Raw genomic sequence first — 16,769 nt, forward strand, 5'->3', positions numbered from 1 at the left:
GGGCGGCGTGCCGATGATCGACAGATCGCGCACGCCGGTCAGCGAGAGCTGCAACGTGCGCGGGATCGGCGTCGCGGTCAGCGTGAGCACATGGATCTCCGAGCGCATCTCTTTCAGGCGCTCTTTGTGCTGCACGCCGAAATGCTGCTCCTCGTCGATGACCAGCAGACCGAGATTGGCGAATTTCACCGATTTCGCCAGAACCGCATGGGTGCCGATCACGATATCGACCGTGCCATCGCGCAGCCCCTCGCGGGTCTTTGTGGCTTCCTTGGCGGAGACGAAACGCGACAACGGCTTCACGTTCAGCGCGGTGCCCCGGAAGCGTTCGGCAAAGGTCTTGTAGTGCTGGCGCGCGAGCAGCGTCGTCGGCGCGATCACCGCGACCTGCATGCCCGATTGCGCAGCCACGAAAGCCGCGCGCATCGCGACCTCGGTCTTGCCGAAGCCCACATCTCCCACGACCAGACGATCCATCGGCGTGCCCGATTTCAGATCGTCCACGACATCCTCGATCGCGCTCATCTGGTCGTCGGTCTCGGTATAAGGGAAGCGCGCGGCGAAGCTTTCCCACTCGTGATGCGGCGCTTCCAGAATGGGCGCATTGCGCAGGTGACGCTCGGCCGCGATGCGCATCAGCTTGTCGGCGATCTGGCGGATACGTTCCTTCAGCTTGGCCTTCTTGGCCTGCCACGCGCCCCCGCCGAGCTTGTCGAGCAAGCCTTCCTCATGGCCATAACGGCTGAGCAGTTCGATATTCTCGACCGGCAGATAGAGGCGATCTCCGCCCGCATATTCCAGCAGCACGCATTCATGCGGCGCGCCAAGAGCCGTGACCGTCTCCAGACCCTTGTAGCGGCCGACCCCGTGATCGACATGGACGACCAGATCGCCGGGCGACAGCGTCGTGTGTTCGGTCAGGAAATTCTCGGCCTTGCGCTTGCGTCGCGGCTTCGAGACGAGCCGTTCGCCCAGCACGTCCTGCTCGGAAATCACGGTCATCTCGCCGCCGTCGCGCGGGGCTTCGAACCCCTCGTCGAGCGGCCAGACGGTGAGGTTCACTCCCGGCCCGATCTCGCGCGCAGAGCCGATCAGCTTGGCGCCGATCAGCCCTTCGTCTTCCATCAACCCGCGCAGACGCTCACGTGCCCCCTCGGACCAAGAAGCGATCACTACGGGCCCATCGGCCAGACGCGCTTGAACATGATCCTTCAAGGCGCTGAACAGGCTGACGTTTTCGACCTTGCGCTCGGGCGCGAAATTGCGCCCCACGCGCCCGCCCGCATTCAGGATGCCGGGTCCGGGCGGTGCCGGGATCACCTGCAGGCGCAGCACGCGAAGCGGTTTCAACACCGCCTCCCAACCCTCTGGGTTCAAATACAAAAGCTGCGGCGGAGCGGGTTTGTAGACCGAATCCAGCCGGTCGCGCCGGGTCATCGCCTCGCGCCGCGTGTCATACTGATCCGCGATCCCGTCCCAACGGCTTTCCTGCTGCGCGGCGATCTGATCGTCGAGCATCACCGACGCGTCGGGCAGATAGTCGAAGATGGTCTCGAGCTTTTCATGGAAGAAGCCCAGCCAATGCTCCATCCCCGCCTGTTTGCGCCCTGCCGAGACGGCCTCGTAAAGCAGGTCTTCCGCGCCGCCGGAGCCGAATTCGATCCGGTAATTCTGCCGGAAGCGCGTGATCGCTGCCTCGTCGAGAATGACCTCGGAGACCGGCGCCAGTTCCACGCCTTTCAGCTTCTCGGTCGTGCGCTGGGTCACCGGGTCGAAGCCGCGCGCGTCGTCGAGCACATCGCCGAACAGGTCGAGCCGCACCGGGCCGCCCTCGCCGGGCGGGAAGATGTCGATGATGCCGCCGCGGATCGCGTAATCGCCGGGCTCGGACACGGTCGAGGCCTGCGAGAAGCCCATCCGCACGAGGAATTCGCGCAACGCCTGCTCGTTGATCCGCTTGCCGACCTGCGCGGTGAAGCTCGCACCGGCCAGCACCTCGCGCGCGGGCACGCGCTGCATGGCAGCTGAGAGCGTCGTCAGCAGAACGAACGGCCCGGGCATGCCCGAGGCCAGCGCGGCCAACGTCGCCATGCGCGTGGCCGAGATATCGGCATTGGGCGAGACCCGGTCATAGGGCAGACAATCCCAGGCCGGGAAGTCCAGCACCGTCGCCTCGGGTGCGAAGAACGCAAGTGCCCCGCGCATGGCCGCCAGACGGCGATCGTCGCGCGCGACATGGATGACCGACTTGCCCTTGGCAAGTTCCTTGGTCAGCAAGGCGGCGTCGAACCCTTCCGGGGCGCCCGAGAGAAGAAAATGCTCCATAGCCAAGCGAGGTATCGGCCCTGCCGCCGGTGTCAAGTTGCTTCGCGCGTCAAACCAGCATCGAGGCGAGAAGGTTCTGATACATTCCCCAAAGCGCGCTCACGATGATCGCCACCACGCCGATCGCCTGCACGTTCACCCGGTGGCGCGAGAGCGCCTTGATCGCAAGCGTCGGATCATGCGCCAGCGCTGGGTCCGCGTCGAGTTTATGCGCCAGACGCAGGCTCAACCCGAACACCCCCATCATCGGTACCAGCAGCAGCGCGAAAGCCTGCGCGGTCTCCGAGCCATAGATGAAACCGGTAATCAGCAGAAAGCTCAGCATGAACGGAATGGAGATCGACATCGAAAACCCCGCATCGCGCCGGATCCGGTTCAGCCTGCGCGCGTTCAGTGCCGTCATCGCGGCGAGATCCTCGGCCGCCTCGCCGCCCTTGCGGCGCGCGCGGATCACCATGTCCCACGGCACGCCCAGCACCCAATGCGAGGCGGAGGACCAGACTGCGGCCAGCGCGATCCAATACCACAGGTTGGAAAAGCTGCGCAGGTCGATCAGCCGCGCGATCGTGTCGAAAACTTCCAAGCCCCTCGCCCTCGTTCTTCCGGGTCGTCGTGTCGCGGCCCTCTCGTCGAGACATAGACCAGCCTCGGCCCGAGCGGAACCCCGCGCGGATCTGCCGCGCTTGCCTGTTACATCGATCCATGGCACCCATTTGGCCGAGCCAGAGGAGCCTGCCGATGAACCCGATCCTTCCGCCCTTCCCGCATACCCGTCTGCGCCGGATGCGCCGCACTGCCGCGCTTCGTGATCTCGCGCAGGAGCACCGGTTGAGTGTGAAGGACATGATCTGGCCGATCTTCATCACCGACGTGCCGGGCGCGGATGTCGAGGTGCCGTCGATGCCGGGGGTCGTGCGTCGTACGCTCGAGGGCGCGGTTCGCGCCGCTGAAGAGGCCGCAAAGCTTGGAATTCCGGCGATCTGCCTCTTTCCCTATACCGATCCGGCGGTGAAGACCGAGGCCTGCGAAGAGGCCTGGAACCCCGAGAACATCACCAACCGAGTGATCCGCGCGATCAAGGCGGAGGTGCCCGAGATCGCGATTATGACCGATATCGCGCTCGATCCCTACAATGCGAACGGCCATGACGGGCTGGTGCGCGACGGGATCATCCTCAACGACGAAACCGTTGAATGCCTTGTGAAAATGGGGATTGCGCAGGCCGAGGCCGGGGCGGATATCCTCGGGCCCTCGGACATGATGGACGGGCGGATCACGGCGCTCCGCTCAGCGCTCGAGGCCGCAGGCCATGCTGATGTGACGATCCTCAGCTACGCCGCGAAATATGCTTCCGGCTTCTACGGGCCGTTCCGCGATGCGGTGGGAGCAACGGGCGCGCTCAAAGGTGACAAGAAGACCTACCAGATGAACCCCGGCAATTCCGACGAGGCGATCCGGCTGGTTGCGCGCGATCTGTCGGAGGGCGCGGATATGGTCATGGTGAAGCCCGGGATGCCCTATCTCGACATCTGCCACCGCGTGAAAGAGCAGTTCGGCGTGCCGACCTATGCCTATCAGGTGTCGGGCGAATACGCGATGATCATGGCGGCGGTGAAGAACGGCTGGCTGGACCACGAAAAAGTCATGCTCGAAAGCCTGATGAGCTTCCGCCGCGCGGGCTGCGATGGTGTGCTCACCTATTTCGCGCCGGAGGCTGCGAAACTGCTCGGTAACGGCTAAGCAGGGTCTTGCCACTTCAGCGTGAATTGGCTCAAGAAGAAGTGACAAAGCGGGTTCCCTCGTCTATTAATTGTGCCAAGCGGTCGTAATAAGACCAATCAGCCCGGCGCGAGATCGGGCATATCGAGCGGAGCGACAGACATGACGAAACTTTCCAGACGGACCCTTCTGGCGATGGGCGGTGCGGGGCTTGGCCTTGCAGCCTGCGGCAACGGCGTGGGCAGTGCAGGCAGCGCCAAGCTGGACGCGCGGGTCGATGCGACCCGGAACTACCTCCTGACGAAATATCCCGGCACCCGCGATCTCGAGAACAAGTCGGTCGGCGTGCTCTGGATGCCCTTGATGACCGAAGCGGGCTTCGGCATCGGTGGCGCATTCGGGCGCGGCGCGCTGCGGATCAACAACGTGACCGTGGATTACTACTCGGCAGCGGCGGCGAGCTTCGGTCTGCAGATCGGGGCGCAGCAATATGCCCATGCCCTGTTCTTCATGACGCCCGAGGCGCTGGCCGGCTTCCGCCGCGGCGATGGCTGGCAGCTCGGCGCGGATGCGCGCTATGCGGTGCCGGATCAGGGCGGCGCGATTTCGGCCTCCACCCTAACCTCGACCGCGCCGATCATTGCGCTGGTCTTCGGCCAGGCCGGTCTGATGGCGGGCGCGACGCTCGCGGGCACGAAATACACCCGGATCATTCCGTAAGATCAGCCGCTTCGGCGGCTCTCTTTACTCAAGACATAAAGAAAGCCCCGCAGATCGCTGATCTTGCGGGGCTTTTCTCTATTTGTGAGTTGAGAAGGATCAACCGCCGAGGATGATCCGCACATAATTCCGGGTCTCGCGATAAGGCGGAATGCCGTTATGTTTCGCAACCGCCTCCGGTCCTGCATTGTAGGCGGCAAGCGCCAGCCGCCAGCTTCCGAACCGGTTATACATCATCTTCAGGTAGCGCGCGCCGCCTTCGAGGTTCTGCGCCGGATCGCGGGGGTTCACGCCGAGTTTGCGTGCGGTAGCGGGCATCAGCTGCGCCAGCCCCATCGCGCCCTTGTGCGAGCGCGCCTGCGGGTTCCAACCGCTCTCCTGCTGCACGAGGCGCAGGAACAGATCGGTCGGGATGCCATGGCGCGAGGCCACCGATTTCGCGGTGCTCATATATTGGCCGCGGTACTTGCCGTTGTAGCGCGGCACGTTCTCGACGCTGGCGGTCTGGGTCAGCTTGCCCTTGGGCGTCAGCCGCGAGGAATGTTCATATTGCTGCGCGGCGCGGGTATCGAGAATGTTGGTCTGGTTTCGGAACAGCATCGCGCGGGATTTCGAAGAACTCCCCTGAAGCCGCAGCCCCTCTGCCTGGGCGCTCATTGGGCCCGCCATCACCGCTGCCGCGGCAATCGCCGCCAGCCCGAGAATTCCGATCGTTCTACGCATCGGCCCCCACCACTCACTGTCCACGTATTCTGGGGCAAACTATAGAGAAATCAGCGAAAAGTTAAAGCAAAACGCCAATCGCCTCGGCAACCTCCCGCCGATAAGCTGCCGTAGCGTCAGATTGCGTGCGCCTGTTGCTTTTTCGCATCGGCCTTGATGGGGCCGTGAAACAGCTCCTCCACGAAGATCGAAACGAGCTGAGAGCGGCCCGACACGCCCGCCTTGCGATAGACGGAATTGAGGTGGGATTTCACCGTGGCCTCGCTCGAGCCGCGAAAGGAAGCGGTCTCCGAGACCGAGAAGCCCTTGATGGTGAAGGCTGCGACATCGGCCTCCGCGGGGGTCAGCCCCCATTGGTCGAACTGCGCGCTCATCATCTCGGCCATTGCGCCTTGTGCAGCCCCGATCGTGCGGTCGGCATGCGCCTGACGTCGCAACAGCGCCCAAAGCACGGCCGCCTCGACGACGATCCCCGCGATCAGGCCGAGATTGGCGAAAAGCTCCATGTTGAGATGCAGGGAGAGACGCCCGGCCTCGCGGAAGTCGTCGAACACGTCGGCCACGAAGAGCGATGTGCAGGCGGCTTGGAAAATGATGAGGGCGACCAATGCGCCCTCTTTCGTCCAGATTGAGACTCGCTCTCGCGAAACCGCCATCGGCGCTTACCCTCTGTTGCCGCGGAATACCTTCTTACCGGTGATCATCGCGCGCGCAAGGTTCACGCGCAACCGGCGGCTTTCGAAGACGACGGCAGCGATATGGGCGGCAATCGAGACTTCGGCCCAGTTGACGGCGAGTTCATGCACTTCCTGAGGCCATTTCACGCCCCAATAGGCATCAGTGGTCATCAACCATCCCGATCCCGCAATGACGAGAAGCGTGATCAAAAGGTTGTAAATCATCAGCGCCCCGAGCGGCGAATGGCCCAGATGTGCGTGCCGCCTTCCCGTCGCCATATCGCGCAGCTGCGTCAGCGCGCCGGTGGGCGATGGCGGGAAGTCCTTGAACTTCGCGTGACGGGTGCCGAACAGCCCCCAGAGGATCCGCGCGGTCACGAGCCCCGCGACCGTGTAGCCGATCCAGTGGTGCAGATCGTGCTTCGGCGAGGTGAAGAACGCATTGGCGGTGAAGAGGCCCGCGATGGACCAGTGGAACACCCGGATGAACGGGTCCCATACGCTATGCGCACCGACGGGCGGCGGCTCTGCGTGAGACGTCTCCTGCGACGGAAGATCGGTAAAGCTCGCGTCTTCGATGGCCATGATCGGGCCCTCCTGCTGCTTCGGAAAAGACTGGCGTCGGGAAGACGGGCCGGATCATCCCGGCCCGCCCCTTGAGGATCGGATCAGTTGCTGTCCGAGCGCTTCACCTGCTTGAGGTTGGAATCGAAGTAGAGTTGGGCGCGCTTGCCGTCCTTCATCGCGTAGACTTCGATATAGCCGTCTTCCATTTCCATCCGGCGCACGTCGTAGCCCTGATTTTTCAGCTCGGCGGAAAGCTTCTGCTCTTTCGCCGGGGCCACGGCGCCTTCGCCACCTTCTGCGAGAGCGGGGAGAGTGGAGGCTGCGGCAATCGTGGCGCTCGCGGCGATCAGCATCAGGTATTTCATGGGGTATCTCCTCATGGGATGTAGGGTTGCTCGACCGGATCGGGTGGGGTTCGTCCCCGTGTGCCGTCCGGCTCGTCCAGACCTGTGGCAAACCCACGGCGCCATCTATCGGCACAAGGTTGGAAATCCGGGGCCGAAATCGCTCTCAAACCAAAGATGCACGCGGGAATTCGCCGCTTTCCGTCACGGTTGAGCGAAGCTTCGCCCCTAGGCTCCAGCGGGGCTCTGCTCTATACCCTTTGGGACCAATTCTAGAATCGCGAGGCGGAGGCAATATGGCAGGCAGCGTCAACAAGGTCATCTTGATCGGCAATCTGGGCCGAGACCCGGAGGTGCGGACCTTCTCGAACGGCGGCAAGGTGTGCAACCTGCGCATCGCCACCTCCGAGACGTGGCGCGACCGCAATACCGGCGAGCGCAAGGAGCGCACCGAATGGCATTCGGTCGCGATCTTCTCGGAGCCGCTGGCGAAAGTGGCAGAGCAATATCTGCGCAAAGGTTCGAAGGTCTATATCGAGGGCCAGCTCGAAACCCGCAAATGGCAGGACCAGAACGGTCAGGACCGCTACTCGACCGAGGTCGTGCTGCGCCCCTATCGCTCGGAACTGACCATGCTCGACGGGCCTGGCGGCTCGGGCGGCGGTCAAGGCGGCGGTGGCGGTGGCTACGGCGGCCCGTCCTCGGGTGGCGGCGGCTACGATGATGGCGGCGGCTACGGCGGACCGTCCTCGGGCGGCTCCGGTGGCGGCGGCGGCGGTGGCCGCTCGGATTTCGACGACGAGATCCCGTTCTGAGTTCGAAACAAGAAAGGCCCCCGGTTCGGGGGCCTTTGCTTTTGTAGCGATCTGGATCGGGGCTAGTGGCGCGCTTGCGCCCTGCCCTTTACTTCTCGGCCGTCTCGCCGTTCAGCAGAGGGCGCAGATCCGAGGCGATCACGCGCTCGGTCAGTGGACCGGCGAAGCGATAGAGCACCTTGCCCGTACCATCGATCACGAAGGTCTCGGGCACGCCGTAGACGCCCCAGTTCAGCGCCATCTTGCCGTTCGGATCGGCGCCGAGTTCGGCGAACGGGTTGCCCATCTCGCTCAGGAAGCCCTGCGCTTTGACGGGCTTGTCCTTGTAATTGACCCCGTAGATCGGAATCCCCTCATCGGCAAGCGCTTCGAGATTGGGATGCTCCACCCGGCACGGCGCGCACCACGAGGCCCAGAAGTTCACCAGCTTCACCTTGCCGTCCTTCAGATCGGCATCGGTGAAGGGTTTGAAATCGCCCAGCGGTTCAAGCTGCACCGGCGGCGCGGGCTTGCCTGCGAAAGCGGTCGGCAGCTGCGTCGGGTCCTCGCGCGTCATCCCCCAGATGAACACGCCCGCAAGCCCCGCGAAGATCAGCGGCGGCAGCAGCATCAGCGGCTTAACCATGTGCGCCCCCTTTCCGGCGAGCCTCGGCCTCGGCCAATTGACGTTTCACCTTCGCGCCACGCATCAGCGAGACGACGACGATCAGCACGAGAAGCACGACCGTCGAGGCCCAGGCGATGTTGACGGTTTCGGTGTAGGATTTGGTGGACGGGTCCACGAGGACGACGCCGCCCTCGGTGACGGTGCCGCCTTGCTCGGTCGTATCACTCATGCCATGCGCTCACGTTGCTGGATGGCGCCCAGTCGGCGCGCGCGGACCTCGGTGCGGGTGCGGATCAGCACAAGCGCGAGGAAGAAGAAGATGAACCCGGCCATGCAGAGAAGCAGTGGGAACCAGTAGACATCGGCGATGTGCTGTTCGGAATCCATCGAGAGCGTCGCGCCCTGATGCAGCCCCTGGTTCCAGAAATTCGCCGCATAGCGCGAGAGCACGGCAAACACCCCGCCGACGAGGCTGAGCACGCCGGTCAGATCGGCGGCCGTGTCGGGGTTCTCGACCGCCGCCCAGAGCGCGATATAGCCGAGGTAGAACAGGAACAGGATCAGGAACGAGGTCAGGCGCGGATCCCATTCCCACCACGTGCCCCACATCGGCTGGCCCCAGACCGCGCCGGTGATCAAAGCGATCAGCGTCATCACCGCGCCGATGGGCGCCGCAGCCTTCGCGGCCAGCGCCGAGACATGGTGGCGGCGGACCAGCCAGATCAGCGAGGTCACGACCATCATCACCCAGATGTTGATCGCCATCATCGCGGCGGGGACATGGACATAAATCACCTTCACCGAACCGCCGAAGTTCTCGGCCGCCGGGACGAAGAAATAGCCCCAGACCAGCCCGACGATCAGCGTGATCGCGGCAATTCCCACCGTCCAGGGCAGGATCTTGTCCGTGGTCTTCATGAATTTGACGGGGTTGGCGTATTCCCAGATCGACATCTTGTTGTTCTGCTCACCTTCTGGCCAGGTTGGCTCTGTGTATCACGGCTCTTCCTATCACGGCGCGCGCATGGGTTGCGCTAGCGCAGATTGACGCGGATCGCGGCGGCCGAGGCGAAGGGCACCAGCGCGACCGTCGCCGCCGTGATCCCGGCCAGCATCAGAAGCGGTGTCTCAGTGTTCATCCCCTCGGCGCCACGGCGCACGAGCTCCGCCCCGAAGATGAGGGTCGGCACATAGAATGGCAAGACCAGCAGCGACAACAAAAGACCGCCGCGCTTCAGCCCGACCGTCAGAGCGGCCCCGAATGTGCCCAGAACCGAGAGCGCAGGCGTGCCCAGAAGAAGCGAGATCACCATCCAGACATGCGCGCCCTGCGGCAGATGCAGCAAGATCCCGAACACGGGCGCTGCGACCACGAGCGGCAGCCCCGTGGTGATCCAATGCGCGAGCGCCTTGATCGACACGACCCCTTCGAGCGGCACCGGCGCGGTGACCAGCAGATCGAGCGAGCCATCCTCGTAATCGAGCGCGAAAATCCGGTCGAGCGAGAGCAGGCAGGCCAGAAGCGCGCCGACCCACAGGATACCCGGAGCGATCCGCGCGAGGATTTTCCCTTCGGGGCCGACGCCGAACGGCACCAGCGTCACCACGATCAGGAAGAAGGCCAGCCCGAGGCCGAAGCCGCCGCCCGCACGCACCGCAAGGCGCAGATCTCTCAGCAGAAGCGCGATCATGCCCGGCCTCCTGCGCCAGCCAAGGGGGCGCTGCCCCCTTCGCGGCTGCGCCGCTCATCCCCCGGGATATTTCGGCCAAGCCGAAACAGCGCGCAGCTGCCTTCGCCTTGGTCCAAATATCCCCGCCGGAGGCTCCCGACCGCGCCGATAGCGCGCCGCGCGATCATAGGAAGGCCTCGTCGAAAGCGCCCTGCATCCCGCCCTCTTCCGGCGTCTTGGCCTTGAAGGGCGTCAGGTCGAGCACGGAGGCTTCGTTCAGCCCGAGATCGATATGGGTTGCGATCAGCGCGGCCCCGCCCCCGGCCAGATGGCCGCGCACGGCCTCGGCGAAAAGCGCGACAGAGGCGGTGTCGAGCGACACGGTCGGCTCGTCCAGCACCCAGATCGGGCGGCCGGTCACCAGAAGCCGCGCAAGGCCAAGGCGGCGCTTCTGCCCGGCCGAGAGGCTATGGGCGGGCCGCGTCTCGAGGCTTTGGAGGTTCATCCGTTCCAGCGCCGGTTCGATATCGCTGGTCGCATAGATCGACGCCCAGAAGCCGAGATTCTCGCGCACGGTCAGCGTCGATTTCAGCCCGTCGGAATGCGCGGCATAGGCCATGCTCTCGGGCGGCATCGAGACCGTCCCGGCGAGCGCCGGTTGCAGCCCGGCCAAGGTACGCAGAAGCGTCGTCTTGCCGACCCCGTTGGGGCCGCGCAGCACCAGCGCATGGCCTGCGTCGAGCGAAAAGCTCAGGTCTTCCAGAACCGGGAGACCACCGCGCGACACCGCGAGCCCTTCGACCGACAACATGCTCATTCAGGCGTCTCGGGCGTGGCAGGGGTTTCCGGCATCGCGATCAGCGCGCAGCCGACCCGGCGGCCTTCGGACAACAGCACGTTATAGGTGCGGGCCGCAGACGGTGTCGCCATGCCCTCGCACATCAGACCCTCGGCCTCCAGCTCGGCCACGAGGTCCTTCGGCAGATGGGCGATCTCTTCGCCGGTGCCGATGAACAGCACGTCGAGCTTGCCTGCGAGTGCCAGCAGCGGCGCGCGGTCGTCCAGACCGCCCCAGCTGCCCATCTCCTCGCCCGCGACCCAGACCGAGCCGCGCGTGACCTCTCCGGCCACGCGGAAAAATCCCGGCCCGTAGCCGTCGATCGGCAGCGAGGCCCCGAAATTGGCTTCAGTCAGTAGCGACATCCGTTTTGTCGAAGAACTTCTCCGAGGGGTCCTTCTTCTCCTTGTTGCGGTCGAGCCCGATGAACAGGACGATGTTCTTTGCGACATAGACCGAGGAATAGGTGCCCACGATCACGCCCCAGGTCATCGCGAAGACGAAGTTGCGGATCACGTCGCCACCCAGAACGAGCAGCGAGATCAGAGCGAGCAGCGTGGTGCCCGAGGTCATGACGGTACGCGACAGCGTCTCGTTGACCGAGAGGTTCATCACTTCGCGCAGCGGCATCTTCTTGTATTTCACGAGGTTCTCGCGAAGACGGTCGAAGACGACGACGGTATCGTTGATCGAATAGCCGAGGATCGTCAGCAGCGCCGCGATGATCGACAGGTCGAACTTGATCTGGAACAGCGCGAAGATGCCCACGGTGACGGTCACGTCATGGATCAGCGCGGCGACCGCGCCCACCGAGAACTGCCATTCGAACCGAAGCCAGATATAGACAAGGATCGCGGCGACGGCGGCCAGCACGGACCAGATTGCGGTCCAGATCAGCTCGCCCGAGACTTTGGGGCCGATCGACTCGGTCGCTACGATCTTGATGTCCTTGTTCACCGATTTGAGCGATTCCAGCACCTTGGCCTGAGTGTCGGGGCTGATCGCCTCCTGACCGTCCTGCGCCTGAATGCGGATCGTGACGACCTTCTGATCGGCGCGGAAGTTCGGGTCATAGACCTGCGTGATCAGCACGTCGCCCAGATCGAGCGGCGCGATCGCGGAGCGGTAAGCGCCGATATCGACCGGCTCGGTCTGGTCGGCCTCGGTGCGGATCGTGGTGCCGCCGCGGAAGTCGATCCCGAGGTTCAGCCCCATCACGAGCACCAGCACGATCGAGGCCAGCACCATGAAGACGGAGAAACCGAAGGTCGCGACCTGATGTTTGAAGAAGTCGAAGTTGGTCTTTTCGGGGACCAGTTTCAGACGAAATGCCATGTCTCGATCTCCCTTACAGTACCAGTTCGCGGGGACGACGGCGCGCGAACCAGATGCTCACGAACAGCCGCGTCACCCAGATCGCGGTGAAGACCGAGGTGATGATCCCGATCAGGAAGGTGACGGCGAAGCCCCGCACCGGGCCTGCGCCCAGCACGAAGAGGATCACCGCCGTGAGGAAGGTGGTCACGTTGGCGTCGACGATGGCGGACATCGCGCGCTCATAGCCAAGCTCGATCGCGCGGGCGGCTTTCGCCTTTTGCTGATTGCGCAGCTCCTCGCGGATACGCTCGAACACGAGCACGTTGGCGTCGACCGCCGTGCCCATCGTCAGCACGATCCCTGCGATACCGGGCAGTGTCAGCGTGCCGCCGATCACCGAGAGGATCGCGAAGATCAGCGCGATGTTGATCCCCAGTGCCAGCGAGGCGAAGACGCCGAAGGTGCCGTAGGAGGCGATCATGAAGACCACGACGAGCACCGCGCCCACGGCTGCGGCCATCTTGCCGGCCGCGATCGAATCCGCGCCAAGCTCCGGGCCGATGGTCCGCTCTTCGAGGAAGGTCATCGAGGCGGGCAGCGCACCGGCCCGCAGCAGCAGCGCCAGATCGGTCGCCTCTTTCACCGTGAACCGGCCGGTGATGATGCCCGAGCCGCCCGCGATATGCGATTGGATCGTGGGCGCCGAGATCACCTTGTTGTCGAGCACGATGGCGAAGGGCTTGCCGATATTGTTCTGCGTGTAATCGCCGAAGGTGCGGGCCGCGCTCGCGTTGAAGCGGAAGGCCACCGCCGGATAGCCGTTCTGGTCGGTGTCGGGGCGCGCATCCGTCAGGTCCTCGCCGGTCACGACCGGAAGGCTGTCGAGGATGTAATAGAGCCCCTTCTGATCGGCCGAGGGCAGGATTTCCTGATCCGAGCCCACCGCCTCGTTCGGGTTCGAGCTGGTGCCGATCACCGAATTGAAGGTCAGCTTCGCGGTGGTGCCGATGAGCTGCTTGATCTCCTGAGCGGAGCTTGCGCCCGGCACCTGGATCAGGATGCGGTCGGAGCCTTCGCGCACGATCGTGGGTTCACGGGTGCCCGCGGCGTCGATCCGGCGGCGCACGATCTCCAGCGATTGCTGCATCGTGCGGTCGTCGGTCGCGGCCTTCTCGGCATCCGAGAGCTGGATGATCAGCTGGTTGCCTTGGGTCGTGATCGCGAGGGTTTTCTGCCCCACACCGGTCAGCGACGAGACCGGGTTGTTCAGCGTCTCGGCGATCTTCTGGGCTTCCGCGATCTGGTCGGCATTGCCGATCTGGATACGCAGGACACCCGGATCGGCGTTCAGGCGGCGGATCGAGCCGAGCGTGCCGCGTTCGGCGGCGAGCGCCTTGCGGAACTCCGGCCAGAGCGCATCGACGCGCGCCTTGTAGACCTCACCGACATTGACCTCGGCCAGAAGCTGCGCGCCACCGCGCAGATCGAGGCCGAGATTGACGATGTCGGAGGGCAGCCAATCGGGCCAGCCAGCCTGCGCGGCCTGCTGCTCGGGCGTCAGAGACTCGCCCTTCGCGGCGGCGGCAACGGCATCGTTATGCCCCTCCACCCGGTTGTAAAAGATGTTCGGCGCGGCAAAGACGACCCCGATCAAAATGATGATCAGGATCAGCACGCGCTTCCACAGCGAGATGTGCAACATGGGGGACGGGCCTTTTATGGCTTATTCGGAGGTCTTGGCGGGTTCGGTGCGCGAAACAACCTGCACGATGGTCGATTTCACCACGCGGACTTTGACGCCCTGCGCGATCTCGACCTCGACCTCGCCGTCTTCCTTGATATGGGTGACTTTGCCGAGAATGCCGCCCTGGGTCACGACCTGATCACCGCGGCGCAGAGCCTCGAGCATCGCCTTGTGCTCCTTGGCTTTTTTCTGCTGCGGACGGATCAGCAGGAAATACATGATCACGAAGATCAGGATCAGGGGAAGGAACTGGCCGAACGCGGCGGCGGGGTTACTGGCGCCACCGGCGGCCTGCGCGAAAGCGGGGGTCACGAACATGATCTATGGTCCTTTGTCATGGGCCTTGGGGGCAGCAAGCCCCGGTTGTCGGCGCGCACCCTAGCCGTGGCCCTCAGGCTTGGCAAGGCGAAGCGGCCCCTGTGAACGCGTCCTCACGTCGCGGTGACGGAGCGAAAGGAAACGGGGCGCAGGCCCCCTGTCGCCGGAGGGCTGTGATCGGCAAGGAAAAAGGGGCTCTGCCCCCGCTCCTGCGGAGCGTCCCCGGGATATTTTCCCCAAGGGGAAGAGAGGCGGCTCAGCCCAAGGGCAAGGCGCGCTCGGCCAGACGGGCGAGGTAGGATGCGCCCACGGGGGCGGCCTCGTCGTTGAAATCGAAGCGCGGATGGTGGAGCCCCGCGCCCTCGCCGGTGCCCATGAAGAGATAGGCGCCGGGCCGGGCCGCCAGCATATATGCGAAATCCTCGGCACCCATTTCACGCGGAGCGTCGGTCACGACACGCTCGGGCCCTGCGATCTCGCCTGCGACTTCGGCGGCGAAGCCAGTCTCGTCAGGGTCGTTCACGGTGGGCGGGTAGCCACGCTCGTATTCGATCTCGACGCTGACGCCATGGGCCGCCGCGATCCCTTCGCATATCTCGCGCAGCCGTTTTTCCGCCAGATCACGGACGTCCGGCTCGAAGCAGCGAATCGTCGCGGTGAGAAACCCGCTTTCGGGAATGATGTTGAGCGCGGTGCCCGCATGGATCTGCGTGACCGAGACGACGAGCGCATCGCCCGCGCCGACATTGCGCGAAACCACCGTCTGCAGCGAAGTCACCATCGCCGAGAGCGCCGGGATCGGATCGATGCAGCCCTGCGGGGTCGCCGCATGGCCGCCGCGCCCCGTCACCGTCACCCGCGCCTCGTCGACCGAAGCGAGATAGGGGCCGGGCGTCGTGTAGAAATGTCCGAAAGGCAGCCCCGGCGCGTTATGGATCGCAAAGACGCGCGAGATGCCGAAACGGTCCATCACGCCCGCATCGACCATCACCTCGGCCCCGCCGCCGTCTTCCTCGGCGGGCTGGAAGATCAGCGCCACGGTGCCTGCGAATTTCCGGGTCTCGGCCAAATAGGCCGCAGCCCCCAGAAGCATCGCCGTATGCCCGTCATGGCCGCAGGCATGCATCTTGCCGGGCGTCTCGGAGGCGTACTCCGCATGGGTTTCTTCCGTGATCGGAAGCGCGTCCATATCGGCGCGCAGGCCGATTGTGGCCCCCTCGCCCTGCCCTTTGATCAGCGCCACGATCCCGGTCTGCGCGATCCCTTCATGGATCTCATCCACCCCGATTTCACGCAGCCTTGCTGCGACAAACTCCGAGGTCTGGTGCAGATCGAAGCGCAGCTCGGGATGGCGATGCAGCCAGTGCCGCCATTCGGTCATTTGCGGGCCGAGATCGGCGATACGGTTGAGAACGGGCATAGTGGACTTCCCCTTGCGGGCTGGTTAGGCCAGAGGCATTCGCATGGCAGGAGGCAAGCTGCAATGGCCAAACCCGACGACGCACTCATCTTCGACGATACGGGCGATGCGGCCCATCAGTTCACTCGGCTGACCGCGATCATGGAATGCCTGCGTGATCCGGAGAGCGGTTGCCCGTGGGATCTGGAGCAGGATTTCGCCTCCATCGCGCCCTACACGATCGAGGAAGCGCATGAGGTGGCCGATGCGATCGCGCGGCAGGCCTGGTCGGAATTGCCGGGCGAGCTGGGCGATCTGGCGCTGCAGGTGGTCTATCACGCGCAGATGGCGTCCGAGGACGGGCGGTTCGATATCTCCGACGTGCTGCGTGCGATCAACGCGAAGATGGTGGCGCGCCATCCGCATGTCTTCGGCGACGAGAGCCGGGAGAAATCAGCCGCACAGCAGACCGCCGATTGGGAAGCGATCAAGGCGGCCGAGCGCAAGGCTGCGGGCAAATCCGAGCGTGTCGGCGTGTTGGATGGCGTGGCTCTGGGCCTGCCCGCGCTGACCCGTGCGATCAAGCTGCAGAACCGTGCGGCGCGGGTGGGCTTCGACTGGCCTTCGACCGATGAGGTGCTCGACAAGATCGTCGAGGAAGCGCGCGAGCTGGAAGAAGCGCGCGACGAGTTGGGCCCCGAAGAGCTGGCCGAGGAATATGGCGACCTGCTTTTCGTGATGGTCAATCTCGGTCGGCATCTGGGGCTGGACCCGGAGGCGTCCCTGCGCGCGGCCAATCTGAAATTCACCAACCGGTTCAATCATATCGAGCGCGAACTTGAGGCGCGCGGCAAGGCGCCGAAGGACAGCGATCTGGCCGAGATGGATGCGCTTTGGAACGAGGCGAAGGCGCGCAAGATCAAGTGATGGAGGGGGCTCTGCCCCCGCGCTACCGCGCCCCCCGGGATATTTTCGCCAAGAGGAAG

General features: G+C 64.4%; 20 protein-coding genes. 4 read left to right on the forward strand and 16 right to left on the reverse strand.

The features are described 5' to 3' along the window. Together B3D39_RS14395 and B3D39_RS14400 are read right to left on the reverse strand one after the other, a co-directional pair. On the reverse strand, positions 1 to 2,325 hold a 2,325-nt coding region (locus B3D39_RS14395), incomplete at its 3' end, for a transcription-repair coupling factor (protein WP_286789830.1). A 49-nt stretch (positions 2,326 to 2,374) separates the two neighbouring features. Next, the gene (locus tag B3D39_RS14400; protein WP_078550422.1) at positions 2,375 to 2,908 is read right to left on the reverse strand and encodes a hypothetical protein; all 534 of its coding nucleotides are present in this window, start codon (positions 2,906 to 2,908) and stop codon (positions 2,375 to 2,377) included. A 155-nt stretch (positions 2,909 to 3,063) separates the two neighbouring features. Here B3D39_RS14400 and hemB point away from each other — a divergent pair, with 155 nt between their 5' ends. Both hemB and B3D39_RS14410 read left to right on the forward strand, forming a co-directional pair. Next, a complete protein-coding gene (gene hemB / locus B3D39_RS14405) occupies positions 3,064 to 4,065 on the forward strand; it encodes a porphobilinogen synthase (RefSeq protein ID WP_078540992.1) in 1,002 nt (333 codons plus the stop codon). Between the two features lie 141 nt (positions 4,066 to 4,206). Continuing rightward, positions 4,207 to 4,764, forward strand: coding sequence for a YSC84-related protein (locus B3D39_RS14410; RefSeq protein ID WP_078520647.1), 558 nt, complete (start codon positions 4,207 to 4,209; stop codon positions 4,762 to 4,764). 99 nt (positions 4,765 to 4,863) lie between these two features. Here B3D39_RS14410 and B3D39_RS14415 read toward each other — a convergent pair whose 3' ends face one another. From B3D39_RS14415 to B3D39_RS14430, 4 genes are all read right to left on the reverse strand, one after another. Continuing rightward, positions 4,864 to 5,487, reverse strand: coding sequence for a lytic transglycosylase domain-containing protein (locus B3D39_RS14415; protein ID WP_078520646.1), 624 nt, complete (start codon positions 5,485 to 5,487; stop codon positions 4,864 to 4,866). A gap of 116 nt (positions 5,488 to 5,603) precedes the next feature. Further along, entirely contained in the window at positions 5,604 to 6,095 is a 492-nt protein-coding gene (locus B3D39_RS14420) for a helix-turn-helix transcriptional regulator (RefSeq protein WP_232621768.1), read from the reverse strand. A 54-nt stretch (positions 6,096 to 6,149) separates the two neighbouring features. Beyond that, on the reverse strand, positions 6,150 to 6,749 hold the full coding sequence (locus B3D39_RS14425; protein WP_078605325.1) for a cytochrome b/b6 domain-containing protein: 600 nt from the start codon (positions 6,747 to 6,749) through the stop codon (positions 6,150 to 6,152). Between the two features lie 83 nt (positions 6,750 to 6,832). Continuing rightward, positions 6,833 to 7,096, reverse strand: coding sequence for a PepSY domain-containing protein (locus B3D39_RS14430; protein ID WP_274963405.1), 264 nt, complete (start codon positions 7,094 to 7,096; stop codon positions 6,833 to 6,835). Between the two features lie 275 nt (positions 7,097 to 7,371). Between B3D39_RS14430 and ssb the strand changes: the two genes are divergently transcribed. Then, on the forward strand, positions 7,372 to 7,890 hold the full coding sequence (gene ssb, locus B3D39_RS14435; protein WP_078572308.1) for a single-stranded DNA-binding protein: 519 nt from the start codon (positions 7,372 to 7,374) through the stop codon (positions 7,888 to 7,890). Between the two features lie 88 nt (positions 7,891 to 7,978). On the opposite strand, the gene B3D39_RS14440 is transcribed toward ssb, so the two are convergent. The 10 genes from B3D39_RS14440 to B3D39_RS14485 form a co-directional block, all read right to left on the reverse strand. Continuing rightward, a complete protein-coding gene (locus tag B3D39_RS14440; protein ID WP_274963404.1) occupies positions 7,979 to 8,515 on the reverse strand; it encodes a DsbE family thiol:disulfide interchange protein in 537 nt (178 codons plus the stop codon). Continuing rightward, positions 8,508 to 8,726, reverse strand: coding sequence for a heme exporter protein CcmD (gene ccmD / locus B3D39_RS14445; protein ID WP_078601456.1), 219 nt, complete (start codon positions 8,724 to 8,726; stop codon positions 8,508 to 8,510). The genes B3D39_RS14440 and ccmD overlap by 8 nt, the downstream gene beginning before the upstream one ends. Beyond that, positions 8,723 to 9,451 (reverse strand): heme ABC transporter permease, encoded by a 729-nt coding sequence (locus B3D39_RS14450; protein ID WP_078550434.1) that lies wholly within the window; start codon positions 9,449 to 9,451, stop codon positions 8,723 to 8,725. The genes ccmD and B3D39_RS14450 overlap by 4 nt, the downstream gene beginning before the upstream one ends. An 80-nt stretch (positions 9,452 to 9,531) precedes the next feature. Continuing rightward, positions 9,532 to 10,188 carry a heme exporter protein CcmB gene (gene ccmB / locus B3D39_RS14455; RefSeq protein ID WP_078520638.1) on the reverse strand — a complete coding sequence of 219 codons (657 nt, stop codon included), beginning with the start codon at positions 10,186 to 10,188 and terminating at the stop codon, positions 9,532 to 9,534. Between the two features lie 163 nt (positions 10,189 to 10,351). Beyond that, positions 10,352 to 10,984, reverse strand: coding sequence for a heme ABC exporter ATP-binding protein CcmA (gene ccmA / locus B3D39_RS14460; protein WP_274963403.1), 633 nt, complete (start codon positions 10,982 to 10,984; stop codon positions 10,352 to 10,354). Next, on the reverse strand, positions 10,981 to 11,370 hold the full coding sequence (locus B3D39_RS14465; protein WP_274963402.1) for an Mth938-like domain-containing protein: 390 nt from the start codon (positions 11,368 to 11,370) through the stop codon (positions 10,981 to 10,983). Before B3D39_RS14465 ends, ccmA begins: the two co-directional genes overlap by 4 nt. Beyond that, positions 11,354 to 12,340 (reverse strand): protein translocase subunit SecF, encoded by a 987-nt coding sequence (gene secF / locus B3D39_RS14470; protein WP_078541011.1) that lies wholly within the window; start codon positions 12,338 to 12,340, stop codon positions 11,354 to 11,356. Before secF ends, B3D39_RS14465 begins: the two co-directional genes overlap by 17 nt. A gap of 13 nt (positions 12,341 to 12,353) precedes the next feature. Then, entirely contained in the window at positions 12,354 to 14,024 is a 1,671-nt protein-coding gene (gene secD / locus B3D39_RS14475) for a protein translocase subunit SecD (protein ID WP_274963401.1), read from the reverse strand. Between the two features lie 21 nt (positions 14,025 to 14,045). Continuing rightward, a complete protein-coding gene (gene yajC / locus B3D39_RS14480) occupies positions 14,046 to 14,384 on the reverse strand; it encodes a preprotein translocase subunit YajC (RefSeq protein ID WP_078520633.1) in 339 nt (112 codons plus the stop codon). 256 nt (positions 14,385 to 14,640) lie between these two features. Further along, on the reverse strand, positions 14,641 to 15,804 hold the full coding sequence (locus tag B3D39_RS14485) for a M20 aminoacylase family protein (protein ID WP_274963586.1): 1,164 nt from the start codon (positions 15,802 to 15,804) through the stop codon (positions 14,641 to 14,643). A 63-nt stretch (positions 15,805 to 15,867) separates the two neighbouring features. Here B3D39_RS14485 and mazG point away from each other — a divergent pair, with 63 nt between their 5' ends. After that, positions 15,868 to 16,710: a nucleoside triphosphate pyrophosphohydrolase gene (gene mazG / locus B3D39_RS14490; RefSeq protein ID WP_274963585.1), complete on the forward strand. Its 843-nt coding sequence runs from the start codon at positions 15,868 to 15,870 to the stop codon at positions 16,708 to 16,710. Positions 16,711 to 16,769: the final 59 nt, after the last annotated feature.

The organism is Thioclava sp. UBA3469 (assembly GCF_002378135.1).
Classification (GTDB): Bacteria; Pseudomonadota; Alphaproteobacteria; order Rhodobacterales; family Rhodobacteraceae; genus Thioclava; species Thioclava sediminum.

Excerpts from the sequence above, each read along its gene's own strand:
- mazG (WP_274963585.1), top strand. The coding sequence starts at position 15,868 with ATGGCCAAACCCGACGACGCACTCATCTTCGACGATACGGGCGATGCG.
- B3D39_RS14430 (WP_274963405.1), bottom strand. The coding sequence starts at position 7,096 with ATGAAATACCTGATGCTGATCGCCGCGAGCGCCACGATTGCCGCAGCC.
- ccmA (WP_274963403.1), bottom strand. The coding sequence starts at position 10,984 with ATGAGCATGTTGTCGGTCGAAGGGCTCGCGGTGTCGCGCGGTGGTCTC.
- yajC (WP_078520633.1), bottom strand. The coding sequence starts at position 14,384 with ATGTTCGTGACCCCCGCTTTCGCGCAGGCCGCCGGTGGCGCCAGTAAC.
- secF (WP_078541011.1), bottom strand. The coding sequence starts at position 12,340 with ATGGCATTTCGTCTGAAACTGGTCCCCGAAAAGACCAACTTCGACTTC.
- ccmB (WP_078520638.1), bottom strand. The coding sequence starts at position 10,188 with ATGATCGCGCTTCTGCTGAGAGATCTGCGCCTTGCGGTGCGTGCGGGC.
- B3D39_RS14410 (WP_078520647.1), top strand. The coding sequence starts at position 4,207 with ATGACGAAACTTTCCAGACGGACCCTTCTGGCGATGGGCGGTGCGGGG.
- B3D39_RS14485 (WP_274963586.1), bottom strand. The coding sequence starts at position 15,804 with ATGCCCGTTCTCAACCGTATCGCCGATCTCGGCCCGCAAATGACCGAA.
- secD (WP_274963401.1), bottom strand. The coding sequence starts at position 14,024 with ATGTTGCACATCTCGCTGTGGAAGCGCGTGCTGATCCTGATCATCATT.
- B3D39_RS14450 (WP_078550434.1), bottom strand. The coding sequence starts at position 9,451 with ATGTCGATCTGGGAATACGCCAACCCCGTCAAATTCATGAAGACCACG.
- B3D39_RS14425 (WP_078605325.1), bottom strand. The coding sequence starts at position 6,749 with ATGGCCATCGAAGACGCGAGCTTTACCGATCTTCCGTCGCAGGAGACG.
- B3D39_RS14440 (WP_274963404.1), bottom strand. The coding sequence starts at position 8,515 with ATGGTTAAGCCGCTGATGCTGCTGCCGCCGCTGATCTTCGCGGGGCTT.
- ccmD (WP_078601456.1), bottom strand. The coding sequence starts at position 8,726 with ATGAGTGATACGACCGAGCAAGGCGGCACCGTCACCGAGGGCGGCGTC.
- hemB (WP_078540992.1), top strand. The coding sequence starts at position 3,064 with ATGAACCCGATCCTTCCGCCCTTCCCGCATACCCGTCTGCGCCGGATG.
- B3D39_RS14465 (WP_274963402.1), bottom strand. The coding sequence starts at position 11,370 with ATGTCGCTACTGACTGAAGCCAATTTCGGGGCCTCGCTGCCGATCGAC.
- B3D39_RS14415 (WP_078520646.1), bottom strand. The coding sequence starts at position 5,487 with ATGCGTAGAACGATCGGAATTCTCGGGCTGGCGGCGATTGCCGCGGCA.
- ssb (WP_078572308.1), top strand. The coding sequence starts at position 7,372 with ATGGCAGGCAGCGTCAACAAGGTCATCTTGATCGGCAATCTGGGCCGA.